The 23812-nt window shown below is 65.9% G+C and carries 19 protein-coding genes and 2 rRNA genes; 7 read left to right on the top strand and 14 right to left on the bottom strand.

Annotation, left to right across the window (positions count from 1 at the left end):
* Window positions 1-161: 161 nt before the first annotated feature.
* On the bottom strand, window positions 162-707 hold the full coding sequence (locus LTV02_RS36165; RefSeq protein ID WP_233036019.1) for a DoxX family protein: 546 nt from the start codon (window positions 705-707) through the stop codon (window positions 162-164).
* Window positions 708-866: 159 nt separating this feature from the next.
* Window positions 867-2234, bottom strand: a complete 1368-nt coding sequence (locus LTV02_RS36160; protein ID WP_067715472.1) for an NCS2 family permease — start codon at window positions 2232-2234, stop codon at window positions 867-869.
* Between the two features lie 268 nt (window positions 2235-2502).
* On the opposite strand from LTV02_RS36160, the gene LTV02_RS36155 reads away from it, so the two are divergent.
* On the top strand, window positions 2503-4557 hold the full coding sequence (locus LTV02_RS36155) for an AMP-binding protein (RefSeq protein ID WP_233036018.1): 2055 nt from the start codon (window positions 2503-2505) through the stop codon (window positions 4555-4557).
* 3 nt (window positions 4558-4560) lie between these two features.
* Here LTV02_RS36155 and glgP read toward each other — a convergent pair whose 3' ends face one another.
* Entirely contained in the window at window positions 4561-7128 is a 2568-nt protein-coding gene (gene glgP, locus LTV02_RS36150; RefSeq protein ID WP_233036017.1) for an alpha-glucan family phosphorylase, read from the bottom strand.
* Between the two features lie 203 nt (window positions 7129-7331).
* Here glgP and LTV02_RS36145 point away from each other — a divergent pair, with 203 nt between their 5' ends.
* The 4 genes from LTV02_RS36145 to LTV02_RS36130 all read left to right on the top strand — a co-directional run bounded on the left by LTV02_RS36145 (window position 7332) and on the right by LTV02_RS36130 (window position 12601).
* Window positions 7332-7991, top strand: a complete 660-nt coding sequence (locus tag LTV02_RS36145) for a PaaI family thioesterase (RefSeq protein WP_067715479.1) — start codon at window positions 7332-7334, stop codon at window positions 7989-7991.
* 66 nt (window positions 7992-8057) lie between these two features.
* Window positions 8058-10061 carry an alpha-1,4-glucan--maltose-1-phosphate maltosyltransferase gene (locus LTV02_RS36140; RefSeq protein ID WP_233036016.1) on the top strand — a complete coding sequence of 668 codons (2004 nt, stop codon included), beginning with the start codon at window positions 8058-8060 and terminating at the stop codon, window positions 10059-10061.
* Window positions 10058-12205 carry a 1,4-alpha-glucan branching protein GlgB gene (gene glgB, locus LTV02_RS36135; RefSeq protein WP_233036015.1) on the top strand — a complete coding sequence of 716 codons (2148 nt, stop codon included), beginning with the start codon at window positions 10058-10060 and terminating at the stop codon, window positions 12203-12205. The genes LTV02_RS36140 and glgB overlap by 4 nt, the downstream gene beginning before the upstream one ends.
* Window positions 12206-12391: 186 nt before the next feature.
* Window positions 12392-12601: a hypothetical protein gene (locus LTV02_RS36130; protein ID WP_233036014.1), complete on the top strand. Its 210-nt coding sequence runs from the start codon at window positions 12392-12394 to the stop codon at window positions 12599-12601.
* Between the two features lie 50 nt (window positions 12602-12651).
* Here LTV02_RS36130 and LTV02_RS36125 read toward each other — a convergent pair whose 3' ends face one another.
* The 4 genes from LTV02_RS36125 to LTV02_RS36110 all read right to left on the bottom strand — a co-directional run bounded on the left by LTV02_RS36125 (window position 12652) and on the right by LTV02_RS36110 (window position 16072).
* The gene (locus tag LTV02_RS36125; protein ID WP_233036013.1) at window positions 12652-13281 is read right to left on the bottom strand and encodes a TIGR03086 family metal-binding protein; all 630 of its coding nucleotides are present in this window, start codon (window positions 13279-13281) and stop codon (window positions 12652-12654) included.
* A gap of 159 nt (window positions 13282-13440) precedes the next feature.
* Window positions 13441-14298 carry a tetratricopeptide repeat protein gene (locus tag LTV02_RS36120; protein WP_067715490.1) on the bottom strand — a complete coding sequence of 286 codons (858 nt, stop codon included), beginning with the start codon at window positions 14296-14298 and terminating at the stop codon, window positions 13441-13443.
* A 58-nt stretch (window positions 14299-14356) separates the two neighbouring features.
* Window positions 14357-14725, bottom strand: coding sequence for a DUF3817 domain-containing protein (locus tag LTV02_RS36115; RefSeq protein ID WP_408639314.1), 369 nt, complete (start codon window positions 14723-14725; stop codon window positions 14357-14359).
* A gap of 165 nt (window positions 14726-14890) precedes the next feature.
* A complete protein-coding gene (locus tag LTV02_RS36110) occupies window positions 14891-16072 on the bottom strand; it encodes an acetyl-CoA C-acetyltransferase (protein ID WP_233036011.1) in 1182 nt (393 codons plus the stop codon).
* 116 nt (window positions 16073-16188) lie between these two features.
* Between LTV02_RS36110 and mce the strand changes: the two genes are divergently transcribed.
* Together mce and LTV02_RS36100 are read left to right on the top strand one after the other, a co-directional pair.
* Window positions 16189-16659 carry a methylmalonyl-CoA epimerase gene (gene mce, locus LTV02_RS36105; RefSeq protein ID WP_233036010.1) on the top strand — a complete coding sequence of 157 codons (471 nt, stop codon included), beginning with the start codon at window positions 16189-16191 and terminating at the stop codon, window positions 16657-16659.
* Window positions 16660-16745: 86 nt separating this feature from the next.
* The gene (locus LTV02_RS36100; protein WP_067715502.1) at window positions 16746-17717 is read left to right on the top strand and encodes a coiled-coil domain-containing protein; all 972 of its coding nucleotides are present in this window, start codon (window positions 16746-16748) and stop codon (window positions 17715-17717) included.
* Between the two features lie 83 nt (window positions 17718-17800).
* On the opposite strand, the gene LTV02_RS36095 is transcribed toward LTV02_RS36100, so the two are convergent.
* From LTV02_RS36095 to LTV02_RS36065, 7 genes are all read right to left on the bottom strand, one after another.
* Window positions 17801-18250 carry a hypothetical protein gene (locus tag LTV02_RS36095; RefSeq protein ID WP_233036009.1) on the bottom strand — a complete coding sequence of 150 codons (450 nt, stop codon included), beginning with the start codon at window positions 18248-18250 and terminating at the stop codon, window positions 17801-17803.
* 104 nt (window positions 18251-18354) lie between these two features.
* Window positions 18355-18879, bottom strand: a complete 525-nt coding sequence (locus tag LTV02_RS36090; RefSeq protein ID WP_233036008.1) for a hypothetical protein — start codon at window positions 18877-18879, stop codon at window positions 18355-18357.
* Window positions 18876-19181, bottom strand: coding sequence for an ATP/GTP-binding protein (locus LTV02_RS36085; RefSeq protein WP_233036007.1), 306 nt, complete (start codon window positions 19179-19181; stop codon window positions 18876-18878). Before LTV02_RS36085 ends, LTV02_RS36090 begins: the two co-directional genes overlap by 4 nt.
* Window positions 19182-19191: 10 nt before the next feature.
* Window positions 19192-19872: an endonuclease NucS gene (nucS, locus tag LTV02_RS36080; RefSeq protein WP_067715515.1), complete on the bottom strand. Its 681-nt coding sequence runs from the start codon at window positions 19870-19872 to the stop codon at window positions 19192-19194.
* A 21-nt stretch (window positions 19873-19893) separates the two neighbouring features.
* On the bottom strand, window positions 19894-20151 hold the full coding sequence (locus LTV02_RS36075; RefSeq protein WP_233036006.1) for a hypothetical protein: 258 nt from the start codon (window positions 20149-20151) through the stop codon (window positions 19894-19896).
* A gap of 120 nt (window positions 20152-20271) precedes the next feature.
* A 5S ribosomal RNA gene (gene rrf, locus LTV02_RS36070) occupies window positions 20272-20388 on the bottom strand.
* A 128-nt stretch (window positions 20389-20516) separates the two neighbouring features.
* A 23S ribosomal RNA gene (locus LTV02_RS36065) occupies window positions 20517-23622 on the bottom strand.
* Window positions 23623-23812: the final 190 nt, after the last annotated feature.

The raw sequence follows: 23812 nt of genomic DNA, 5'->3' as shown, positions 1-23812 counted from the left end.
ATGCAAGAACGTCTGTGAGAACACTCACAGGGGTGGCTCATGCTTCCGATCAGAAGTAAATTGGCAGGCGATACTCCGGTGACCCCCCAATTCCCACATCGGATGTGTCCGTAGTCCCCGCGCCAAGCCCTGCACGCGGCGCGGGGACCCGAAACTTCTTCTTACAGCGCCGACTTCAGCACGAGCGTGACAATCGCGGCCACGACGGCCAGCGCCACCGCTCCCGCGCCCCACACCAGGCCGTGCCGCTGCCACGGCCGGCCGTGATCGAGCGACAGACGACCCGGACCCGTGAAGGCCAGTGCGGCGGCGGCGATTCCGAACAGCACCGGCAGTTCCCACATGGCGAAACCGCCGCTCCAGGTCGCGTTCGCGGCATTGATCATGGTGCCCAGCGCGGCCGCGGCGGCCAGCGGCGTGAGCAGGCCCAGCAGCAGGAGCAGCCCGCCGCCGAGTTCGGTGAGCCCGGCCAGGGTGCCGAAGAACTTGCCGGGGTTGTAGCCCATGCCGTCGAAGGCCTGGGTGGTGGCGTCCCAGCCGTAGCCGTTGAACCAGCCGAAGAGCTTCTGGGAGCCGTGTACGGCCAGCAGGCCGCCGAAGCCCACGCGGGCGATCAGCAGGCCGATATCGGAGCCGGTGACGGAGTTGGTGGCGGTGGTGTTCGGAGTGGTCATGGCGTTCTCGACTGTCTGCTCGAGGGTGGTCATGGCTTGCTCGTTTCTCATCGGTCGGTCTGCGTCCCGGCCGCGATCCTGAAAACGGACCATGGTCCGTATCGCCGCCGACAGTGGGAGCCAACCGGCCCCGGCGGCAGCGTATTCCGCCGCCACCGCACCGAATGGGTGACCTGGGTCACCGATTCCGAATCATTCGGCCAGGAACCAGAAGTACGACAGGAAGATGACCGCGAGCACCCACATGACCGGATGCACTTCGCGGGCGCGCTTCTTGGCCACCATGACCACGGGATAGAACAGCAGGCCCATGGCGATGCCGTTGGCGATGGAGTAGGTCAGCGGCATCATGATCACGGTCAGGAAGGCCGGGACCGCGTACTCCAGCTTGCCCCACTCGATTTCGCCCAGGGCCCTTGCCATCAGCACGCCGACCACGATCAACGCCGGGGCGGTCACCGCCGGCACGCCCGCGACGACCGCGAAGAGCGGGAAGAAGAACATGGCGACCAGGAACCAGAAGGCGGTGGACACCGCGGTCAGGCCGGTGCGCCCGCCCGCCGAGACGCCCGCGGTGGATTCCACGTAGGCGGTGGTGGTCGAGGTGCCGATGATGGCGCCGGCGGCGGTGCCGACCGAATCGGCCGCCAGGGCCTGGCCCGCACGATCGAGCTTGCCGTCCTTGGTCAGCAGCCCGGCCTGGTTGGCGACGCCGATCAAAGTGCCGGAGGCGTCGAAGAAGTCGACGAACAGCATGGTCAGCACGACGATGATCATCTGCTGGGTGAAGGCGTCGGGCAGGTGGATGACCGCCTGGCCGAAGGTCTTGTCCAGCCCGTGCGGGAGTGCCGCGAGGGAATTCGGCAGTTCCACCAGACCGCAGACGATGCCGAGCACGGTGGTCGAGAGGATGCCGTAGAGCACCGCGCCGTGCCAGCCCAGCACCAGGAACACGACGGTGACGACCAGGCCGAACACGGCGAGCAGGGTGGTGCCGTGGTGGAAGTTGCCCAGGTGCACGAAGGTGGCGTCGGAGGCCACCACGATGCCGGAGTTCTTCAGGCCCAGGAAGGCCACGAACATGCCGATGCCGGCGCCGACGGCCAGCTTCATCTGCATGGGGATGGCGTCGATGATCTTCTCGCGCACCTTGGTGATGGCGAGCACGAAGAAGATGATGCCCGAGAGCAGGGTGCCCGAAAGCGCTTCCTGCCACGGGATTCCCATGCCGAGCACGACGCTGTAGGCGAAGAAGGCGTTGAGGCCCATGCCGGGAGCGAGGGCCACCGGGTATTTGGCCCACAGGCCCATGACCAGGGTGCCGAAGACGGCGGCCACGGCGGTGGCGGTGAAGACCGCCTGCACCGGCATGCCCTTGTCGCCCAGCGCGCCGTTGGGGCCGTCGCCGAGGATGGACGGGTTCACGGCGAGCACGTACGACATGGCGAGGAACGTGATGGTTCCGGCCATGAGCTCACGTTTGACGGTCGATCCGTGCTGGCTGATGCCGAAGTACTCGTCGACGCGCCCCTTGGTGCGCGTGAGGACGCCGGTGCTCATGAGTGTGCTGTCTCCAGTCGGCGGGAGGGTAGAAAGATGCCCTGGGCACCGTACTTGTCCGGTTCGCCGGGACTCAACCCGGCCCGGCGAACCATCGGCAATCGCAGCTGCCTCACCCTTGAATTCACAGTGCGAGCAGCGCAATTAGTCCGCAATTTAACTGATTACCGGCCGGTAATTACGAAGCCTTGACCTAAACTGTCTGGGACGTTACAAATGCGTTATCGCCGGACGACAGGGGAACCGGCCGACGAGAGTTTGCAAGCACGTGGTTACCGACGTCATCGATGCGATCGCCGAATTTCCGATCGCCCGCAAAGCAATCTGGGATGTGCTCGTCGAGCCGCAGACCTACCCTCGGCTATTTCCCGGAATCGGCGCGTGTGAAACACCGGATACCGCCGAGGAACATCAGACGCTGAATCTGCGCGTCGGCGGCGCCGGCCTGGAGATCCGGACGCTGCGGGTGCTGCTGCGGATCGCGCGCGATCAGGAGAGCCTGGAACTGCACTGCCCCGACTACGGCAGCTTCGCGGCGGTGCGGCTGCGCGAGATCGGCGAGCAGACCCGGGTCATGGTCACCTGCTTCAAGGCGAGCCGGGTGCATCCGCTGCTGGCCGAGCTGCCCAATTCGGCGGTGACGGCCTGGGTGCAGCAGGGCCTGCGGCGGGTCGCCGAACTGATCCAGGGCGCGCCCACCGCGGTCATCATCAATGGCGAGGATTCGCCGATGAAACTGCAAGCGGGCGTTGCCAAGCAGATGGTGGCCTCCGGCGTGGTGCGCACCTTCCGGCCCGATGTCGGGCTGCGGCAGATCGGCAGCCTGGCCAAATGGGGCTTCAGCATGGCGGGCGGATACGCCGCCGCGGCCGCGCACTCCCCGCAGCGGCTGGCCGTCGTGGACGACCGCTACAGCAGCACCTTCGAGCAATTGCACGCCCGCAGCAATGCCCTCGCCGGGGCCTTCACCGCGCTCGGCTTCGGGGCCGGCACCGCGATCGGGCTGCTGTGCCGCAATCACAGCGGGATGGTCGAATGCATGGTGGCGGCGGGCAAGTCGGGCGCGGACGCGGTGCTGCTCAATACCGGGCTGGCCGCGCGGCAGGTCGAGGAGATCGTGCAGCGGCATCAGCTGGCGGCGCTGTTCGTGGACAACGAGTTCGAGCCGCTGGTGCGGTATCTGCCCGCGGACCTGCCGCGCTTCACCGCCGACGACGTGGCGCCGGTGCCGGGGCGCACCACCGTCGAGGAGCTGATCGCCATGCGGCAGCAGCCCCCGCGGAAATCACCGCGGCCCGGGCGGCTGGTCGTGCTCACCTCCGGCACCAGCGGCACGCCCAAGGGCGCGCGGCGGCCGCATCCCAAGGGTTTCGGGACGGTGGCGGCGCTGCTGTCGCGAATTCCGTTCGGGGTCAACGAGACCATGCTGATCCCCTCGCCGCTGTTCCACACCTGGGGGCTGGCGGCATTGCAGATCTCGACGGCCATTCGCGCCACCGTGGTGCTGAGCGATCGCTTCGACGCCGAGGAGTGCCTGCGGCGCATCGCCGAACAGCGCATCACCGCGCTGATCGTGGTGCCGGTCATGGTGAATCGCATTCTCGACCTGCCCGCGCACGTGCGCGAACGCTACGACCTGTCCAGCCTGAAAGTGGTGGCCAGTTGCGGTGCGCCGCTGGCCGGGGCGGTGGTGCTGAAGTTCCTGGAGGCCTTCGGCGACATCCTCTACAACGTGTACGGCTCGACCGAGGTGTCGTGGGCGTCCATCGCCGATCCCGCCGATCTGCGGCTGTCCCCCACCACCGCCGGACGCCCGCCGCTGGGCACCCGGATCGCGGTGCTGGGCCCGGATCGGCGGCCGCTGCCGGTCGGGGTGGTCGGGCGGATCTTCGTCGGCAATCACATGCTCTTCGACGGCTACACCGATGCCACGCCGCCGGACGAGGCGGACGGCATGCTCGACACCGGCGATATCGGCTATCTCGACGCCACCGGGAAGATGTTCGTGTCCGGCCGCGACGACGAGATGATCATCTCCGGCGGCGAGAACGTCTTCCCGCGCGCGGTCGAGGAGGCGCTCTCGCATCTGCCGCAGGTCAGCGAGGTGGCGGTGGTCGGGGTGCCGGACCGCGAATTCGGCCAGCGGCTGGCGGCTTTCGTGGTCAAACGCCCCGGCTCCGGCCTCGACTCGGACATGGTGCGCAACTACATCCGGCACCGGGTCAGCCGGTTCTCGGTGCCGCGCGACGTCACCTTCCTGGATTCGCTGCCGCGCAACGCCACCGGCAAGATCCTCAAGCGCACCCTGGTCCTGCCGACCTGACGATCAGGGACTGGGCGTGGCGATCAGGCCCAGTTCGGCGTCACCTGCCAGCAGCGGATGGTGCGGCAGGATGCGGATGGTGTAACCGACCGCGCCCGAGACCGGGACCGGGGTCTCGACGGTGAAAACGTCGGTGCCGGAATCGGTTCCGCTGTGCGTCATGGCGATGGTGTGGACGTCGGTGAGGTCGTCGTTCGGGGTGACGCGGCCCAGGGCGGCCTGCACGACGACGTCGGAGGGCGCGAGGCCGCCGAGATCGATGCGGGCGCGCAACGCCAGGTTCGCGCCGATGACCGGGGTGTCGGGCAGGCCGGAGCTGTCGACCTGCACGACTTTCACCGCGGGCCAGGCGGATTCGACGCGGCGGCGATATTCGGCGAGTTCCCGGGCGCCCTTGAAGTCGTCGGCGGCGACGGCGGCGTAACCGGCCGCGGTGGGGGCGTAGTAGTCGACGGCGTAATCGCGAACCATGCGGGACGCCAGCACTTTCGGGCCCAGGGTCCGTAAGGTGTGGCGAACCATTTCCATCCAGCGAACCGGCAGGTCGTCGTGGTCGCGGTCGTAGAAGCGGGGCAGCACCGCGCGTTCCAGCAGTTCGTAGAGCGCCGACGCCTCCAGATCGTCGCGGCGGTGCTCGTCGCGGACGCCGTCGGCGGTGGGGATCGCCCAGCCGTTCTCGCCGTCGTACATCTCGTCCCACCAGCCGTCGCGGATGGAGAGATTGAGGCCGCCGTTTTGCGCCGACTTCATGCCCGACGTGCCGCAGGCCTCGAGCGGGCGCAGCGGATTGTTCAGCCAGACATCGCAACCCCAGTACAGGTAGCGGGCCATGGACATGTCGTAGTCGGGCAGGAAGACGATGCGGTGCCGGACCGCCGGATCGTCGGCGAAGCGCACGATCTGCTGGATCAGCGCCTTGCCGCCGTCATCGGCCGGATGGGACTTGCCGGCCACCACCAGCTGCACCGGGCGCTCGGGATCGAGCAGCATGGCGCGCAGGCGCTCGGGATCGCGCAGCATGAGGGTGAGGCGCTTGTAGGTGGGCACGCGGCGCGCGAACCCGACGGTCAGCACGCGCGGATCGAAAACCTCGTCGATCCAGCCCAATTCGGCCGGGGCCGCGCCGCGTTCCAGCCAGGACGCGCGCAGCCGGCGGCGCACCTCGGCGACCAGCACGCCGCGCAGGGCATTGCGGGTGGACCACAGTTCGCCCAGGTCCACATCGCAGAGCCGCTCCCAGCCGCGCGCCTCCTCCACCAGTTCGTCGCCGATGAGCTCGCGGGCCTTGTCGATCCATTCGCGGGCGGCCCAGGTGGGGGCGTGCACGCCATTGGTGACCGAGCCGATCGGCACCTCGGCGGCATCGAAGCCGGGCCAGAGCGGGGCGAACATCTCGCGGCTGACCTCGCCGTGCAGCTTCGAAACACCATTGGCGCGCTGGGCGAGTCGCAGGCCGAGGTGGGCCATATTGAACACCGACGGATCGGCCTCGCGGCCCATGGCCAGGATGCGATCCACCGAAACGCCGGGCAGCACCAGCGATTCGCGTTCCCCGTGCGCACCGCCGAAGTAGCGGCGCACCAGGGCGCTCGCGAAACGGTCGATACCGGCGGGCACCGGCGTGTGGGTGGTGAACACGGTGCCCGCGCGGACCGCCGTCAGCGCGGCATCGAAATCCATTCCGGCGGACATGAATTCGCGAATGCGCTCGATGCCCAGGAAACCGGCGTGGCCCTCGTTCATGTGGAACACATCGGGATCGGGCAGGCCGTCTGCGCGGGTGTAGGCGCGCACCGCGCGGGTGCCGCCGATACCGGCCAGGATCTCCTGCTTGATGCGATGGTCCTGGTCGCCGCCGTACAGCCGGTCGGTGACCGCGCGCAGCTCCGGGTCGTTCTCCGCGATATCGGAATCCAAGAGCAGCAAGGGAATCCGGCCCACCTGGGCGATCCACACCCGGGCCCGCAGCACCCGGCCCTCGGGCATCGCCACGTGAATCAGCACCGGCGCGCCGCCCTCGGTGAGCAGCCGCAGCGGCAATCCCTGCGGATCCAGCGCGGGATAACGCTCGGCCTGCCATCCGTCGGCGGTCAGCGACTGCCGGAAATAGCCTGAGCGATACAGCAATCCGACGCCGATGAGCGGCAACCCCAGATCCGACGCGGCTTTGAGATGGTCACCCGCCAGAATCCCCAGCCCGCCCGAATAGTTCGGCAGCACCTCGGTGACGCCGAACTCCATCGAGAAGTACGCGATCCCCTTCGGCCCGCCCGTCTGCTTCTGGAACCACCGCGGCCGCGCCAGATAATCGGCGAGATCCGCGGCAGCCGCATCGACCCGCCGGGTGTACGCCTCGTCGGCAGCGAGCTCATCGAGCCGCTCCGCCGGTACCTCCCCCAGCATCCGCACCGGATCGTGCCCGACCTCCAGCCACAGCCCCGGATCCAGCTCGGCGAACAAGTCCTGCGTCGGCCCGTGCCAGGACCACCGCAGATTGGTGGCCAGCTCGGTCAGCGCGGACAGCCGCTCGGGCAAATGAGCGCGGACAGTGAATCGACGCAGTGCCTTCACGGGGTCTATTCTGCCCTCCGCTTCGCTCCGGGCGGGTTCGCGGCCTCTATGTCTCGTTCTTCCCTCCCTCCGCTCCCCCGCTTCGCTCCTCCGCTCCACTCGGTCCAGAACGAGACGGCCGCGAACCTTGCAGGTCAGACGCGCGGCGGCGCTGAGCCATCCCCGAGGTGAGCATCCCATCGGCAACCGATAACGTGTTTCATATGAGCGAGCAGCAGGTTCAGGCGGTCGAGGCAGACCCCACCCAGGAGCATCACGAGGGCGGGTTCCGGCCGATCCGGGAACTGGCACGCGACAACAGCGTCGGCGGCCCCCACTACGGGGAGCTCATCGACCAGGTCCGGACGCTGATGGACAAGGCGCGGCTGGTCAGTCCCAGCGACGAATTGGCTCTGGAGGCCATCGCCACGCTGAAGGAACTCAACGACAAGCTGGACGCGGCGGTGGTGGACGAATGGTCCGCGCCGACCTGGCACCGCACCGACCTGCCCTCGCGCGGCAATATCACCCTGCCGCCGTTCCTGGTGGACAAGGTGAGCAAGGAGGGCGTGCACGCGCGCATCACCTTCCGCACCTTCCATCTGGGCGGCAATGCGGCGGCGCACGGCGGGCACATCGCCCTCGGCTTCGACGATCTGCTGGGCATGACCGCGGCCGTCTACTCCGGCAATGCCACCCGCACCGCGTACCTGCACGTGGACTACCGCTCCATCACGCCGCTCAACACCGAACTGCAGGTGCACGGCTGGGTGGAACGCCAGGAAGGCCGCAAGATCTTCGTGCGCGCCACCCTGCACGACGGCGACCGCCTGTGCGCCGAAGCCAACGGGCTGTTCGTGCTCCTCAAGCCCGGCCAGCAGTAGGCCGGCCCCGCGCGCCTCGCCGGTCCGGAACGCCGCGCGGGCCGGGCACCCGGTAAGTTCGAACGGGTGACCGGCCGCATCGCAATCGATGACATCGCCCCGGCAATCCCCGGCGGCCGACCGGCGAAAGCCGTGGTCGGCGAGGTGTTCCCGGTGCGGGCCGTGGTCTGGCGGGAAGGGCACGAAGCCGTGGCCGCCACGCTGGCGGTGCGCGCGCCCGGATCCTCGCGCACCCAGCGGATCCGGATGACGCCGGACTATCAGCCGGATGTGTTCAATGCCGTGTTCACGCCCGGCAAACCGGGTGCGTGGACCTACCGGATCGAAGGGTGGAGCGATCCGCTGACCACCTGGCGATCGGGGGTCGAGGCCAAGCTGGCGGTCGGGCAGAGCGCGGTCGATCTGGCCAATGATCTGGAGATCGGGGCGCGGCTGCTGGAACGCGCCGCGCAGGCGGTGCCGAAGAAGCAGTGGGAGATATTGCGCGGCGCGGCCGAGGCTTTGCGCGGCGATGCGCAATTGCCCGCGCGGGTCGCACCGGCGTTCAGCGCCGAGGTGAGCGAGATCCTGCGGGCAACGCCGTTGCGCGAGTTGGTGACTCACGGGCCGCAGCAGACGGTGCTGGTGGAGCGGCAGCGGGCGCTGTTCGGGGCCTGGTACGAATTCTTCCCGCGCTCGACCGGCGGCTGGGATGCCGACGGGAAGCCGGTGCACGGGACCTTCGCCACCGCCGCCGTGGAACTGCATCGCATCGCGGCCATGGGGTTCGACGTGGTGTATCTGCCGCCGGTGCATCCCATCGGCAAGGTGAATCGCAAGGGGCCCAACAACTCTCTGACCGCCGCGCCCGGGGACGTGGGGTCGCCGTGGGCGATCGGGTCGGACGAGGGCGGGCACGATGCCATCCATCCGGCGCTGGGCACCGAGGCCGACTTCACCGAATTCGTGACGGCCGCACGGGAATTGGGGCTGGAGGTGGCGCTGGACCTGGCCTTGCAGTGCGCGCCCGACCATCCGTGGGTGACACGGCATCCGGAGTGGTTCACCACGCTGCCGGACGGCACCATCGCCTACGCGGAGAATCCGCCGAAGAAGTACCAGGACATCTATCCGATCAACTTCGACAATGATCCGGACGGGCTGTACGCGGAAATCCTGCGGGTGGTGCGGCACTGGATCGCCTTGGGCGTCACCATCTTCCGGGTCGACAATCCGCACACCAAACCGGCGGACTTCTGGGAATGGCTGATCGCGCAGGTGCATCGCGACCATCCGGAGATCGTGTTCCTGTCCGAGGCGTTCACCCGGCCGGCCCGGCTCTACGGACTGGCGCGGCGCGGGTTCAGCCAGTCCTACACGTACTTCACCTGGCGGGTACACAAGCACGAGATCGCCGAATTCGGCATGGAATTGGCGGCCAAGGCCGACGAGGCGCGGCCCAACCTGTTCGTGAACACGCCCGACATCCTGCACGAATCACTCCAGCACGGCGGTCCCGGCATGTTCGCGATCCGCGCGGTGCTGGCGGCCACGCTCGGGCCGACCTGGGGCGTGTACTCCGGGTTCGAGCTGTACGAGCATCAAGCGGTGCAGCCGGGCAGCGAGGAATACCTCGACTCGGAGAAGTATCAGCTGCGGCCCCGGAATTTCGCCGCGGCGGCGGCGCGCGGAGAATCCCTGGAGCCCTTGATCACCCGGCTCAACGAGATCCGGCGCACGCATCCGGCGCTGCAGCAGCTGCGGTGCATCCACTTCCATCAGGTGGACAACGACGCGGTGCTGGCCTTCTCGAAGTTCGACCCGACCACCGGGGACGCGGTGCTGGTGGTGGTGAACCTGAATCCGTTCGGCACCGAGCACGCCATGGTGTCGCTCGATCTGCCCGCCATCGGCCGGGAATGGCACGATCGGCCGGTGGTGCTGGACGAGATCAGCGGCGAGGAATACCACTGGGGCCAGAGCAATTACGTGCGATTGGATCCCGCGCGCGCGGCCGCGCATATTCTCGCCCTGCCGCCCGTGCCCGCCGCCGCGCGCACCGAACTCGCCTATCGCAGATCGCTGCGATGAACCGGCGGGATCTGCTGCTGCTGGCGGCGGGCACCCATCCCGATCCGCATACGGTGCTGGGCGCGCACCCGCATCCGGAAGGGACGGTCATCCGGGTGCTGCGGCCCCACGGGGAGACCGCGGCGGCGCGGATCGGCGGGAGCGATCATCCGCTGGAAGCCTTGGGGCACGGGGTTTTCGAAGGCGTGGTGCCGTTCCCGGAACTGTGGGACTACCGGATCGTCACCACGTATCCGCACGGGCGCACCGTCATCGACGCCGACGGGTACCGGTTCCTGCCCACGCTGGGCGAATTCGATCTGCATCTGCTGGGCGAGAGGCGGCACGAGCGGCTGTGGGAAGTGCTGGGGGCGCATCCCAAGCGGTACGAGACCATGGACGGGGAGGTGACCGGCACGGCGTTCGCGGTGTGGGCGCCCAACGCACGCGGGGTCGCGGTCATCGGGGACTTCGACGGCTGGAGCGGAAACACCGCGCCCATGCGGAAACTCGGCGGTTCCGGCGTGTGGGAGGTGTTCCTGCCGGGGATCGGGGTGGGCGACAAGTACAAGTACCGGGTGCACGGCGCGGACGGGCGCACCGTCGATCACGCCGACCCGTTCGCCTTCGCCACCGAGCTGCCGCCCGCCACCGCCTCGGTCATCGCGGCGAGCGAATTCGCCTGGGACGACGCGGAATGGCTGCGCGGGCGGGCCGCCACCGATCCCAATCGCGCGCCGGTGAGCGTGTACGAGGTGCACCTGGGGTCGTGGCGGCCGGGGCTCGGGTACCGGGAGATCGCCGAGCAATTGGCGGAATACGTGCTGGGGCAAGGCTTCACGCATGTCGAACTGCTCCCCGTGGCCGAGCATCCGTTCGGCGGGTCGTGGGGTTACCAGGTCACCTCCTACTATGCGCCGACCGCGCGCTTCGGCTCCCCCGACGATTTCCGGTATCTGGTGGATCACCTGCACCGCAAGGGCATCGGCGTGATCCTGGACTGGGTGCCCGCGCACTTCCCGCGTGACGAATGGGCGCTCGCGCGGTTCGACGGGACCGCCCTCTACGAGCACGCCGATCCGCGCCGCGGCGAGCAACTCGACTGGGGCACCTACGTTTTCGACTTCGGGCGGCACGAGGTGCGGAACTTCCTGGTCGCCAATGCCCGGTACTGGATCGAGGAATTCCATATCGACGGGCTGCGGGTGGACGCGGTCGCCTCCATGCTCTACCTCGACTATTCGCGCCCCGACTGGGAGCCCAATATCCATGGCGGACGGGAGAATCTGGAGGCCGTCGCGTTCCTGCAGGAGATGAACGCGACCGTGCACAAGCATCATCCGGGCGTGCTCACCGTGGCCGAGGAATCCACCACCTGGCCCGGGGTGACCCGCTCCACCGAGGTCGGCGGGCTGGGATTCACCATGAAATGGAATATGGGCTGGATGCACGACACGCTCGGCTATCTGGCGCACGATCCGGTGCATCGCGCCTGGCACCACAACGAGATCACCTTCTCGCTCACCTACGCCTGGAGCGAGAACTATGTGCTGCCCATCAGCCATGACGAGGTGGTGCACGGCAAGGGCACGCTGTGGACGCGCATGCCCGGGGACGATTTCGCCAAGGCGGGCGGGGTGCGGGCGCTGCTGGCCTACATGTGGGCGCATCCGGGGAAGCAGCTGCTGTTCATGGGGCAGGAGTTCGGGCAGTTCCGGGAGTGGGACCACGATCGCGGACTCGACTGGCACGAGCTGGAAAACCCACTGCACCAAGGGATTCAGACGCTGATACGGGATCTGAACCGGCTGTACGCCGCGCAGCCGGCGCTGTGGAGCCAGGACACCTCGCCGGGTGGGTACGCCTGGATCGACGCCGACGACCGGGACCACAACGTGCTGTCGTTCCTGCGCTACGGGACCGACGGGTCGATCATCGCGTGCGTCTACAACTTCTCCGGGTCCGAGCATCGCGATCACCGCGTCGGGCTGCCCGCGGCGGGGCGGTGGCGGGAGATCCTCAATACCGATGCGATCACCTATGGCGGCAATGGGATCGGGAACCTCGGTGCGGTCGAGGCGACGAGCGAACCGGCGCACGGACGCCCGGCCTCGGCATCGATCACGCTCCCGCCGAACAGCGGAATCTGGCTGCTACCGGACTGATTCCCGCTACCGGCTGCCCCCAGATCACTGGGCAAGGGAATCAATGTCAAACGACAGAGCTTCTGATCGTGATAGGACTGAGACGCGGCCGCAATCCCGGGGGCTACCGCCCCCACACCCCGATAAAGGGGTTGGCAGGGGTGCAACCCTGCCAATCTAATTCTCTTGAACAGGAACGATATTCGCATGAAGAAGTTGGGTACTTTCGCGCTCGCCACCGCCGCTGTCGCCGGCGTTCTCACCGCCGGCGCCGGCCTCGCCTCGGCCGATGCCGTGGAGCTGACGCCCGTGGTGGCCGTGGGCGAGCCGGATCCGACCAGCACCGGCTCCTCGTCCATCGTGACCGAGATCGCCAAGCTGCTCCCCTCCCTGAGCTCCGGCACCACCGCCAAGTAACGGCCGAGCGCGGTTCCCCACCCGCCCCGTCGGTGGGGAACCGTCCGGGTTCAATGCGGCCAGCCGGGATTCCGGCCGAGCACCGCCACCACCTGATCCAGCCCCGGTGCGTCGTCACCGGTCTGCACCTCCGGCGCGAACGCGGCGCCCGGCGCGGTCCGGGAATCACCGCCGGGCACGGCCCGCGCGACCAGCAGCGCCGCCGTCAGCACCTCCGGATCGAAACTCACCGTGGCGCCCAAGGTCTTCGCCACGTCCCAGGAGTGGACGACGTAATCCACGAAATGGAAGCTGATCGCCAGCGGGGCGGGTAGTTTCGCGCCCTCGCGCACCTCGGGCAGGGCGAAGCGGCCCGTCAGTACGCCGGGCTCCGCGAAGGCCGCCAGCACATCCTGCGCCGCCGCGCGATATTCGGCGATGGGATCCGGGCCCAGCGGGCGCGGTTGCCAGCAGGCCAGGTCCGCCGCGCCGCCGCGGGCCGCCGCCGCGAAGCCGTGGTGCTGAACGATCATGTGCTCCAGCAGATCCCGCAGTGTCCAGCCGGTGCACGGGGTGGGGGCGTCGAGATCGTCGGCGGTCAGCGCGGAGACGATATCGACGCTGGCGCGGACCGCGCGTGCGTTCAGGGCCAACAGTCCGGGGCCGTCGGCCAACAGGGCTTCGTAGGTGCGGGAAGTCATGGGACGAGGCTATTTTCGCGATGCGTGGTCCGGGGGACGAAAGGGCTGTGAGTGTTCTCGCCCCGCTCGCGGGAATACCGCGGCGGTCAGAATTGTTGCGGCCCAATATGACTCGTGCCCCCACCCGATACGGGAGGGGGCACGGCGTGGATTCGCGCGTCAGTACAGGGCGGCGGCGAGCTTGCGGCGGGCCGCCATCACGATCGGCTCGGCCGGGTCGAAGAGTTCGAACAGTTCCAGCAGGTGGGTGCGGACGCGCGTGCGGTCATCGCCCGCAGTGCGCTTGACCTGGGCGATCAGCCGGTCGAACGCGGCCTCGGGCTGCTGGTTGAACATTTCCAGGTCGGCGGCGGCCAGGGCGGCGTCCAGGTCGGCCGGGTCGGCGTCGGCCTTGGCCAGGGCCTGGGGGTCCAGCTGCTGTACGCGAGCGATGAACTGCACCTGGCGCAGTGCCGCCTTGGCGTCGGCATTGTTCGGTTCGGCGTTCAGGATTTCCTGGTAGACGGCGATGGCGCCATCGAAATTGCCCTGTTCGAGGGCTTCCTCGGCGGCCACGAAACGCGGATCCTCCGGCGCCTCGGCTTCGGCCTCGCCGCCCGCGCCCACACCGGGCAGCTTGCCGCGCACGGCGTCCACCACGGCGGCCAGCCACTGCGTGACCTGCTCCTCCGGCTGATTGCCGGTGAAGTCGGCGAGCGGCTGACCGGCGGCCACCGCCACCACGGTCGGAATGCCCTGCACCTGGAACGCCTGGGCGATGCGCATGTTCGCCTCGGCCTCGACGCTGGCCAGATCCCAGTCGCCGCCGCTGCCGGCGACCAGCTTCTCCAGCAGGCGCACCAGTTCGACGCTGCCGGGGCTGCGCTGCGAGTACAGCACCACCACCACGGGCACCTGCGTCGAACGGCGCAGCACCTTGTCTTCGAAATCGGCCTCGGTGACGGCATGGCCTCCGGGGACATCCGCGGCGGCGGCAGCGGGCTGCTTCAGAGCGGACAAATCCACCGCGCCCGACATGGCGGCGGCAACTGCGGCGGAGGGACGGCGTGCAGGTCGAGTCACGCCCTCCAGTCTGTCACGAACGTGCGGCGGCGGGGTTCGCGGCTTGGCTGAGTTCACCGAGCAGGCCGGACTTGATCGCCCAGCGCTCGAAGAAGACCGAAGCGAACGGAATCACGCTGGAGGCCAACCCGATCAGCGTGACCTTGCCCGGCCACTCGAACTCCCGCGAAGCCAGCAGCACGCTGATCGCGTAGAACACGAACACGATCCCGTGCAGCATCCCGAACACCATCACCGGCCACTTGATGGGCGCATCGGCGATACCGAGCGAATCAGCCCGCTTCAACACCGACCCGAGCAATAGCAGCGCCCACGACGGAGCCTCCACAATGCCGAAGAACCGGACCCGCTTGGCAACAGTGCTCAGATCGAAGATTTCCACGGCCCCCATTGTGCCGGAATAGCTACGACGACTCGTAGTGGAGCCGGTCACACACCCGCTCACGCGGGTGGAAGGGGTCATCTCGGGGGCTTTGCCCCTGTTTCTCCCTTTAACGCAGCGACCGCTGCGGCGTGGGCCGCAGCGGTCGCTGGATGCGGTCGCGGGTTAGACGCGGACGATGAGGGCGTCGCCCTGGCCGCCGCCACCGCAGAGGGCGGCTGCGCCGATGCCGCCGCCGCGGCGCTTCAGTTCGAGGGCTAGGTGCAGGACGATGCGGGCGCCGGACATGCCGAGGGGGTGGCCGATGGAGATGGCGCCGCCGTTGACGTTGACCTTTTCGGGGTCGATGCCGAGTTTGCGGGTGGAGGCGATGCCGACGGCGGCGAAGGCTTCGTTGATCTCGATCAGGTCGAGGTCGGCCGGCGAGATGCCTTCCTTGGCACAGGCTTTCGCGATCGCGTTGGCGGGCTGGTCCTGGAGGGTGGAGTCCGGGCCCGCCACCACGCCGGCGGCACCGATCTCGGCGATCCAGGACAGGCCGAGGGACTCCGCCTTGGCCTTGCTCATGACGACGACCGCGGCCGCGCCATCGGAGATCTGGGAGGCGGAGCCGGCGGTGATGGTGCCGTCCTTGCGGAACGCCGGGCGCAGCTTGCCGAGCGATTCGGCGGTGGTGTCGGCGCGAATGCCCTCGTCCTCGGCGAACTGGATCGGGTCACCCTTGCGCTGCGGGATGGACACCGGCACGACCTCGTCGGCGAAGACGCCGTTCTTCCAGGCCGCGGCCGCCTTCTGGTGCGAGGCGGCGGCGAACGCGTCCTGGTCTTCGCGGCTGATCACGTCGGCGTCGTTGCGCTGCTCGGTGAGCAGGCCCATCGCCTGATCGGTGAAGATGTCGTGCAGGCCGTCGTAGGCCATATGGTCGCGCAGGGTCACGTCGCCGTACTTGAAGCCCTCGCGGGACTTCTCCAGCAGATGCGGGGCCTGGGTCATGGACTCCATGCCGCCGGCCACCACGACCTCGTACTCCCCGGCGCGAATCAGCTGATCCGCCAACGCGATTGCATTGATACCGGACAAACACACCTTATTGATGGTGAGCGCGGGGACATCCATGGAGATGCCCGCGGCCGCCGCCGCCTGCCGCGCCGGGATCTGGCCGGCGCCGGCGGTCAGCACCTGACCCATGATCACGTAATCGACCAGCTCGGGCGCGACGCCGCCCTTCTCCAGCGCGCCCTTGATGGCGATGCCGCCGAGATCCGACCCGCTGAAGTCCTTGAGCGAACCGAGCAGTCGCCCGACAGGGGTGCGCGCACCGGAGACGATGACGGAGGTGGTGGTCACGATGAGGGCCTCGCTTACGTCAGATGAGTCGGCCCCGCCAACCATCGGAGCCTTTACTCAAAGGTAACGTGCGGCACGTCCGCATCCTTCCGAGGGTGCGCGCTACCGTCGGTGGTGTGAGCAACACCGAGAACACCGAATTCATCCCCACGGAATACGTCACCGCCGTCGATCATGTCGGTATCGCGGTGCCGGATCTCGATTCCGCGGTGGCCTGGTACCGAGACAATCTCGGCATGGTCGAGACGCATCGCGAGATCAATGAGGCGCAGGGCGTGCACGAGGCCATGCTGTCCGTCGCGGGCGCTCCCGCCGGTTCGGTTGCGCTGCAGTTGCTGGCTCCGCTCAACGACGAGTCCACGATCGCCAAGTTCATCGACCGAAACGGGCCTGGCCTGCAGCAGCTCGCCTATCGGGTCACCGATGTGGAAGCTGTTTCGCAGCAACTTCGTGAACGGGGCTTGCGTTTGCTGTACGACGCCCCGCGCGCCGGAACCGCTGGTTCCCGCATCAATTTCATCCATCCCAAGGATGCTGGCGGTGTGCTGGTCGAACTCGTCGAACCGGCCGCGAAAACTACCCACTAGTACCGGAGTTCAGCTCCCTAAAGAGGCTGTAACAACATTCGCGGTCGGGTCACCATCAGTGGTCGGCAGGCTGTAGTTTGTGGGGCATGTCGTCCACTGAGCCCGATCGTAATCGCTTCGTTGCACTGCCCTTTACCGTTGTGCGGAAGGGCTATGACCGTGACGAGGTGCGTAACTACTTCGACCGTTTCGATGCCGAGCTAAGGGTCACCGCAACCGATCGCGATGCCGCCGCAGCCCAGGCCCGCAACTTGGCGGCCCAGCTGGAGGACGCCCGCGACGAGATCGACGAGCTCCGTAAGGAAGTCGACCGGCTGTCCGTGCCGCCGACCACCGCCGAGGGCATGTCCGATCGCATCTCGCGCATGCTGCGCCTGGCCTCCGACGAGGCTTCCGAGGTGCGCGCGCAGGCCCAGGCCGAGGCCGCCGAAATGATTTCGATCGCCGAACAGCAGGCGACCGAAATGCGCGGTAAGTACGAATCGCTCCTCTCCGAGACCAAAGAGAAGCGCGAAGCCCTCGAAATCGAATTCGAGCAGACCCTCGCGAACGCCCGCTCCGAGTCCGCCAAGATCGTCGACGCCGCGAACGCCGAAGCCGACCGCCTCACCAAGGAATCCGAGGCCAAGCGCAAGGCGACGCAGCAGGACTTCGAGGTCACCATGGCCGAGCGTCGCACCAAGCTGACCCGCGCCATGGAAGAGCTCGAGGCCACCTCGCGCGCCGAGGCCGCCCAGCGCATCAAGGACGCCACCGACGAGGCCAACCGCCTCATCACCTCGGCGACCAACACCGCCGATCGAAAGATCGCGCACGCCAAGGAACTCGCCGAGGAAATGCGCGTGCTGCGCGGCCGTGTACTGGCCCAGCTGCTCGGCATCCGCGGCCAGCTCGACTCCGTGCCGGCCATGCTGGCCGCCGTCAACCGCGAGAGCGAATTGCTCGACGGCGCACCGGAACAGCGCTCCCTGGCGAACAAGGGCCGCAAGGCCATCTCCGACGTTCGGGAAGACGAGATCGTCGACGAAGAGCGCGAAAACGCCGACATCTCCAGCTAATTCAACCCGACCGGGCGACACCCACCGTTCGAAGGCCGCTCCCTTTCCAGGGAGCGGCCTTCCTTATGCCGTGACCCGGCCGGTCAGAAACCGCTGCCGGACATGACATTGCACGCCGCATAACCCGCGCTACCACCATCGATGAACACGCACGGCGTCTTCTTCACCTCGGCGTCCTTCGACATCGAGCTGATCACTTTCCCACTCGCGTCCCGCTGCTCCATCACGATGTGATGGACACCGGTAGTGGTCGGCCGCCACGGCACCATGTAATAGTCGGGATATCCCTTGTCGCACTGCCAATTTCCCGGATCGATGGCCTTACCGGTCACCGGCTTGCCGTTGTCGAGGATCCAGATGACACCCGAGCACACCGAGGTCCGCCCGGTGATCATCCATTGCTCGCTGTGCGTGTAATCCCCGACGTAGACATTCAGGTCCTCGACGGCGGCCGCCGCGTCCGGCGCCGCGACGACGGTCATAGCGGCTCCGGCGACAGCCGCCACCGCGATGCCGATCCGATGTGTTCTCAATCCAACTCCCTGTGAAATGAACAGATTTCAGTTCACGAGGCAGCGTAATGATCACTCCCGCAGCGGGACTCGGAATGACGGCCCCCAGTTATCGGGGGTCGAACTCACCAGATATCGGCCCAGGACGGACGCTCGGGAAGATCGAAAGCGGCGTGGTTCCGGCGGACCAGCAGCGGGATCGAGGCGCCGACGGTGCAGCGATCACGCAATGAAGTCGCTTTGGACGCATGCCATTCCGGGAAACGATAGCGCTTCTCCAGGGTGTGATCGGCGCCGGATTCCGGGTGAGTGAAGGCCACCTCGACGCGGAGCTGATAGGTGTTGAAAGGGCTGTTGCGATTCGGGATCTCACGGAATCGAGCCGCGGTGATCGCGCCTTCCGCCGGGGCTCCCGCGGTGCGCAGGTAAGCGCGCCGGCGACGCCAGGCCACGCCCAGCAGTGCGATCCAGAGCGCGGCGCCTACCAGGGGGCTGATCAGGATCGCGAACACGACCGCGACGCTCGAACCCGTCCACTGCGCGATCCGCATACCCAGCACGAACGAGTAGCCGACGAAGAGAATGCCGCCGAGGAACACGCAGAGCATCCAGACCAGCGACGCCCAGCCGATCAGCTTGCGGCGGCTCATGACCACTTGCGGGTGATGGTGCGGGTGCGGCGGCCGTTCCAGCAGCCGGTGTGCCAGTGGCGGCGGTCGTCCTCGCCGCCGTAGGCGGGCCAGGCCACCAGGTGGGGGACGCCGGGCATGATCTCGTGGTCGCAGCCCGGGCAGCGGTAGGTCTTGGTGGCTCGGGAGCCGGCGATATTGCGGACCTGGTAGGTCTCGCCGTCGGGGCCCGCCTCGGTGCGGCCGAAGGAATCGGAGATGGGGCGCGGTTCCTGCTGGAACCGCGCCGCGGACGGGCTGGGGCGGGGTTTCCGGCGGGGCATGGTATCGAGGTTAGAACAGCCGGAAAACGTCGCTCTCGGTGCCACGCAGAGCGTCGTAGTCGAGGGTGAGGCAGCGGATGCCACGGTCGGTGGCGAGGGTCTTCGCCTGCGGCTTGATCTGCTGGGCGGCGAAGACGCCGGCCACGGGGGCCAGCAGCGGGTCGCGGTTGAGCAGTTCCAGGTAGCGCGTCAGCTGTTCGACACCGTCGATCTCACCGCGGCGCTTGATCTCCACGGCTACCGTCGCGCCGTCGGCGTCACGGCACAGGATGTCGACGGGGCCGATGGCGGTCATGTACTCGCGGCGGATGAGTGTGTAACCCGCGCCGAGGGTTTCGATGTGCTCGGCCAGGAGTTCCTGGAGGTGGGCCTCCACGCCGTCCTTCTGCAGGCCGGGGTCGACGCCGAGTTCGTGCGCGGAATCGTGCTCGATCTCCTCGAGGGTGATGCGCAGTTCCTCGCCGGCCTTGTTGGTCACCACCCACAGGGCTTTGGCTGTCTCCGAATCGCTTTCGCGTTCCTCGAGCCAGCACGGGGGGCTCATCCAGTTCAGCGGCTTGTAGGAGCCGCCGTCGGAGTGGACGAGCACCGAGCCGTCGGCCTTCACCATGATGAGGCGACGGGCCATCGGCAGATGGGCGGTGAGACGGCCGACGTAGTCCACTTGGCAGCGAGCAATCACGAGGCGCACCGGTCCACTGTAGTGAGTCGCTCAGTAGGTGTAGGAACCGGTCCGCAGCATTCGCACGATCAACAGCGATAGGGCGGCGGCCAAGACCGCGGGGACGATGTGAACGCCGGTGGCGAGGGTCAGCATCCGACCGGTCAGGAGGCGGAAATCGCCGGCGAATTCACCGGGGACCGGAATTGTCTTGCCCTGCAGGGAATCCAGGCGATGAGCAGTGCGCCACGAGGTCAGGTGGGCTTTGCGCGTGGTCGCCGAGCGGAAGGACCCCCAGTGCTTCTTCATGCCGTCAGCTTCACGGAATCGGAAGGGTGGCAACAGGGTAGGACTACCTATCCGGCGAGTGATCTACCCCGGAACGCAGAAACCCCCTGACCGTGAGGTCAGGGGGTTTCGCGAATGATGTTCCGGCGGTGTCCTACTCTCCCACACCCTGTCGAGTGCAGTACCATCGGCGCAGGTGGCCTTAGCTTCCGGGTTCGGAATGGGACCGGGCGTTTCCCCACCGCTATAGCCGCCGTAACTCTATGAAACTATCCACCGCGAGTGGAGCGTAGATACCTCGAATCCCTTGCGGGAGTTCGTGGTATCCGCTCAACACACGGCAGTGTGTTGTTTCAGATACCGCACAGTGGACGCGTAGCAGCTTTGTTGGTAAGTCCTCGGCCTATTAGTACCGGTCACCTACACCCGTTACCGGGCTTCCAGTTCCGGCCTATCAACCCAATGGTCTGTTGGGGGCCTTAACCCATCAAGTGGGTGAGAAACCTCATCTTGGAACAGGCTTCCCGCTTAGATGCTTTCAGCGGTTATCCCTTCCGAACGTAGCAAACCAGCCGTGCCCTTGGCAGGACAACTGGCACACCAGAGGTTCGTCCGTCCCGGTCCTCTCGTACTAGGGACAGCCTTCCTCAAGTTTCTGACGCGCGCGGCGGATAGAGACCGAACTGTCTCACGACGTTCTAAACCCAGCTCGCGTGCCGCTTTAATGGGCGAACAGCCCAACCCTTGGGACCTACTCCAGCCCCAGGATGCGACGAGCCGACATCGAGGTGCCAAACCATCCCGTCGATATGGACTCTTGGGGAAGATCAGCCTGTTATCCCCGGGGTACCTTTTATCCGTTGAGCGACACCGCTTCCACTTGCCGGTGCCGGATCACTAGTCCCGACTTTCGTCCCTGCTCGACCTGTCGGTCTCACAGTCAAGCTCCCTTGTGCACTTGCACTCGACACCTGATTGCCAACCAGGCTGAGGGAACCTTTGGGCGCCTCCGTTACATTTTGGGAGGCAACCGCCCCAGTTAAACTACCCACCAGGCACTGTCCCTGAACCCGATCAGGGTCCGAGGTTAGAGGTCCAATACGATCAGAGTGGTATTTCAACGACGACTCCACACACACTGGCGTGCATGTTTCACAGTCTCCCACCTATCCTACACAAACCGTACCGAACACCAATACCAAGCTATAGTGAAGGTCCCGGGGTCTTTTCGTCCTGCCGCGCGTAACGAGCATCTTTACTCGTACTGCAATTTCGCCGAGTCTGTGGTTGAGACAGCTGAGAAGTCGTTACGCCATTCGTGCAGGTCGGAACTTACCCGACAAGGAATTTCGCTACCTTAGGATGGTTATAGTTACCACCGCCGTTTACCGGGGCTTAAATTCTCAGCTTCGCACCGAAGTGCTAACCGGTCCTCTTAACCTTCCGGCACCGGGCAGGCGTCAGTCCGTATACATCGTCTTACGACTTCGCACGGACCTGTGTTTTTAGTAAACAGTCGCTTCTCACTGGTCTCTGCGACCCCTCCTAGCTCCCACCGTAAAGGTGTTCACCGGGCTGGGTCCCCCTTCTCCCGAAGTTACGGGGGCATTTTGCCGAGTTCCTTAACCACAGTTATCTCGATCGCCTTAGTATTCTCTACCTGACCACCTGTGTCGGTTTGGGGTACGGGCCGTGTACCAACTCACTAGAGGCTTTTCTCGGCAGCATAGGATCACTGAATTCGCCTCAATCGGCTACGCATCACGTCTCAGGCTATATGCGGTGCGGATTTGCCTACACCACGCCCTACACGCTTACACCAGGTATTCCATCACCTGGCCCAGCTACCTTCCTGCGTCACCCCATCGCTTGACTACTACAGCCAGGGTCGTATGCAGCCACTTCTCTTCACCCGAAGGTGATAGGTCCGCTTTTGGATACTTAGCACAACTGATTCGCCATTGGGCGCGGATACACGGGTACGGGAATATCAACCCGTTGTCCATCGACTACGCCTGTCGGCCTCGCCTTAGGTCCCGACTCACCCTGGGCGGATTAACCTGGCCCAGGAACCCTTGGTCATTCGGCGGACGAGTTTCTCACTCGTCTTTCGCTACTCATGCCTGCATTCTCACTCGCGCAGCCTCCACGGCTGGATCACTCCGCCGCTTCCCTGGCTACACGACGCTCCCCTACCCATCCACGCTCCTGGCCCGAAGGCGGGATAATGCGTGAATGCCGCGGCTTCGGCGGTGTACTTGAGCCCCGCTACATTGTCGGCGCAGGATCACTTGACCAGTGAGCTATTACGCACTCTTTCAAGGGTGGCTGCTTCTAAGCCAACCTCCTGGTTGTCTTCGCGACCCCACATCCTTTTCCACTTAGTACACGCTTAGGGGCCTTAGCCGGCGATCTGGGCTGTTTCCCTCTCGACTATGAAGCTTATCCCCCACAGTCTCACTGCCGCGCTCTCACTCACCGGCATTCGGAGTTTGGCTGACTTCGGTAAGCTTGTGGGCCCCCTAGGCCATCCAGTAGCTCTACCTCCGGTGAGAAACACGCGACGCTGCACCTAAATGCATTTCGGGGAGAACCAGCTATCACGGAGTTTGATTGGCCTTTCACCCCTACCCACAGCTCATCCCCTCAGTTTTCAACCTAAGTGGGTTCGGGCCTCCACGACGTCTTACCGTCGCTTCACCCTGGCCATGGGTAGATCACTCCGCTTCGGGTCCATAGTGTGCGACTCGTTCGCCCTATTCGGACTCGCTTTCGCTACGGCTCCCCCACACGGGTTAACCTCGCCACACACCGATGACTCGCAGGCTCATTCTTCAAAAGGCACGCCATCACCCCACAAGAGGGCTCTGACGGTTTGTAAGCGCACGGTTTCAGGTACTATTTCACTCCCCTCCCGGGGTACTTTTCACCTTTCCCTCACGGTACTAGTCCGCTATCGGTCACCAGGTAGTATTCAGGCTTATCGGGTGGTCCCGACAGATTCACAGCAGATTTCACGGGCCCGCTGCTACTCGGGTGCTCATTACAAGAGCCAAGATGTTTTCGCTTACGGGATTCTCACCCTCTACGATAGGCCGTCCCAGACCACTTCAGCTAACAACTTGGTTTCTTACTCTTGCTCCTCACGGCAGTGAGAAGAAAATGAGTCCCACAACCCCAGAAACGCAACGCCTGCCGGCTATCACACGCTCCTGGTTTAGCCTCTTCCGCTTTCGCTCGCCACTACTCACGGAATCACATGTTGTTTTCTCTTCCTGTGGGTACTGAGATGTTTCACTTCCCCACGTTCCCTCCACACACCCTATATATTCAGGTGCGGGTGACACGACATCACTCGTGCCGGGTTTCCCCATTCGGAAATCCTCGGATCTCAGCTCGTTTGACAGCTCCCCGAGGCTTATCGCAGCCTACTACGTCCTTCATCGGCTCCTGGTGCCAAGGCATCCACCGTACGCTCTTTATCACTTACTAACAAAGATGCTCGCGTCCACTGTGCAGTTCTCAAACAACACACCCGCATCGAATACTTTTCCAAGACCAGCACCCTCGAAGAGGACCGGTATCTAGGAGATCCGAGCGGATCGTTTTTTGCCTGGAAAAAACTCGCTTTCGCGTGTTCTTTCAGGACCCAATAGTGTGTCGGTATATCAATCGCGGCTCC

The organism is Nocardia yamanashiensis, from assembly GCF_021183565.1.
Classification (GTDB): domain Bacteria; phylum Actinomycetota; class Actinomycetes; order Mycobacteriales; family Mycobacteriaceae; genus Nocardia; species Nocardia yamanashiensis.
This window is presented reverse-complemented; position numbering and strand designations above follow the sequence as displayed.

Bases quoted from the DNA above. Each gene is read 5' to 3' on its own strand.
- LTV02_RS36165 (WP_233036019.1), bottom strand. From the start codon at position 707: ATGACCACCCTCGAGCAGACAGTCGAGAACGCCATGACCACTCCGAAC.
- LTV02_RS36160 (WP_067715472.1), bottom strand. From the start codon at position 2,234: ATGAGCACCGGCGTCCTCACGCGCACCAAGGGGCGCGTCGACGAGTAC.
- LTV02_RS36145 (WP_067715479.1), top strand. From the start codon at position 7,332: ATGAGCGAGCAGCAGGTTCAGGCGGTCGAGGCAGACCCCACCCAGGAG.
- glgB (WP_233036015.1), top strand. From the start codon at position 10,058: ATGAACCGGCGGGATCTGCTGCTGCTGGCGGCGGGCACCCATCCCGAT.
- LTV02_RS36130 (WP_233036014.1), top strand. From the start codon at position 12,392: ATGAAGAAGTTGGGTACTTTCGCGCTCGCCACCGCCGCTGTCGCCGGC.
- LTV02_RS36125 (WP_233036013.1), bottom strand. From the start codon at position 13,281: ATGACTTCCCGCACCTACGAAGCCCTGTTGGCCGACGGCCCCGGACTG.
- LTV02_RS36120 (WP_067715490.1), bottom strand. From the start codon at position 14,298: ATGTCGGGCGCGGTGGATTTGTCCGCTCTGAAGCAGCCCGCTGCCGCC.
- LTV02_RS36100 (WP_067715502.1), top strand. From the start codon at position 16,746: ATGTCGTCCACTGAGCCCGATCGTAATCGCTTCGTTGCACTGCCCTTT.
- LTV02_RS36090 (WP_233036008.1), bottom strand. From the start codon at position 18,879: ATGAGCCGCCGCAAGCTGATCGGCTGGGCGTCGCTGGTCTGGATGCTC.
- LTV02_RS36085 (WP_233036007.1), bottom strand. From the start codon at position 19,181: ATGCCCCGCCGGAAACCCCGCCCCAGCCCGTCCGCGGCGCGGTTCCAG.
- LTV02_RS36075 (WP_233036006.1), bottom strand. From the start codon at position 20,151: ATGAAGAAGCACTGGGGGTCCTTCCGCTCGGCGACCACGCGCAAAGCC.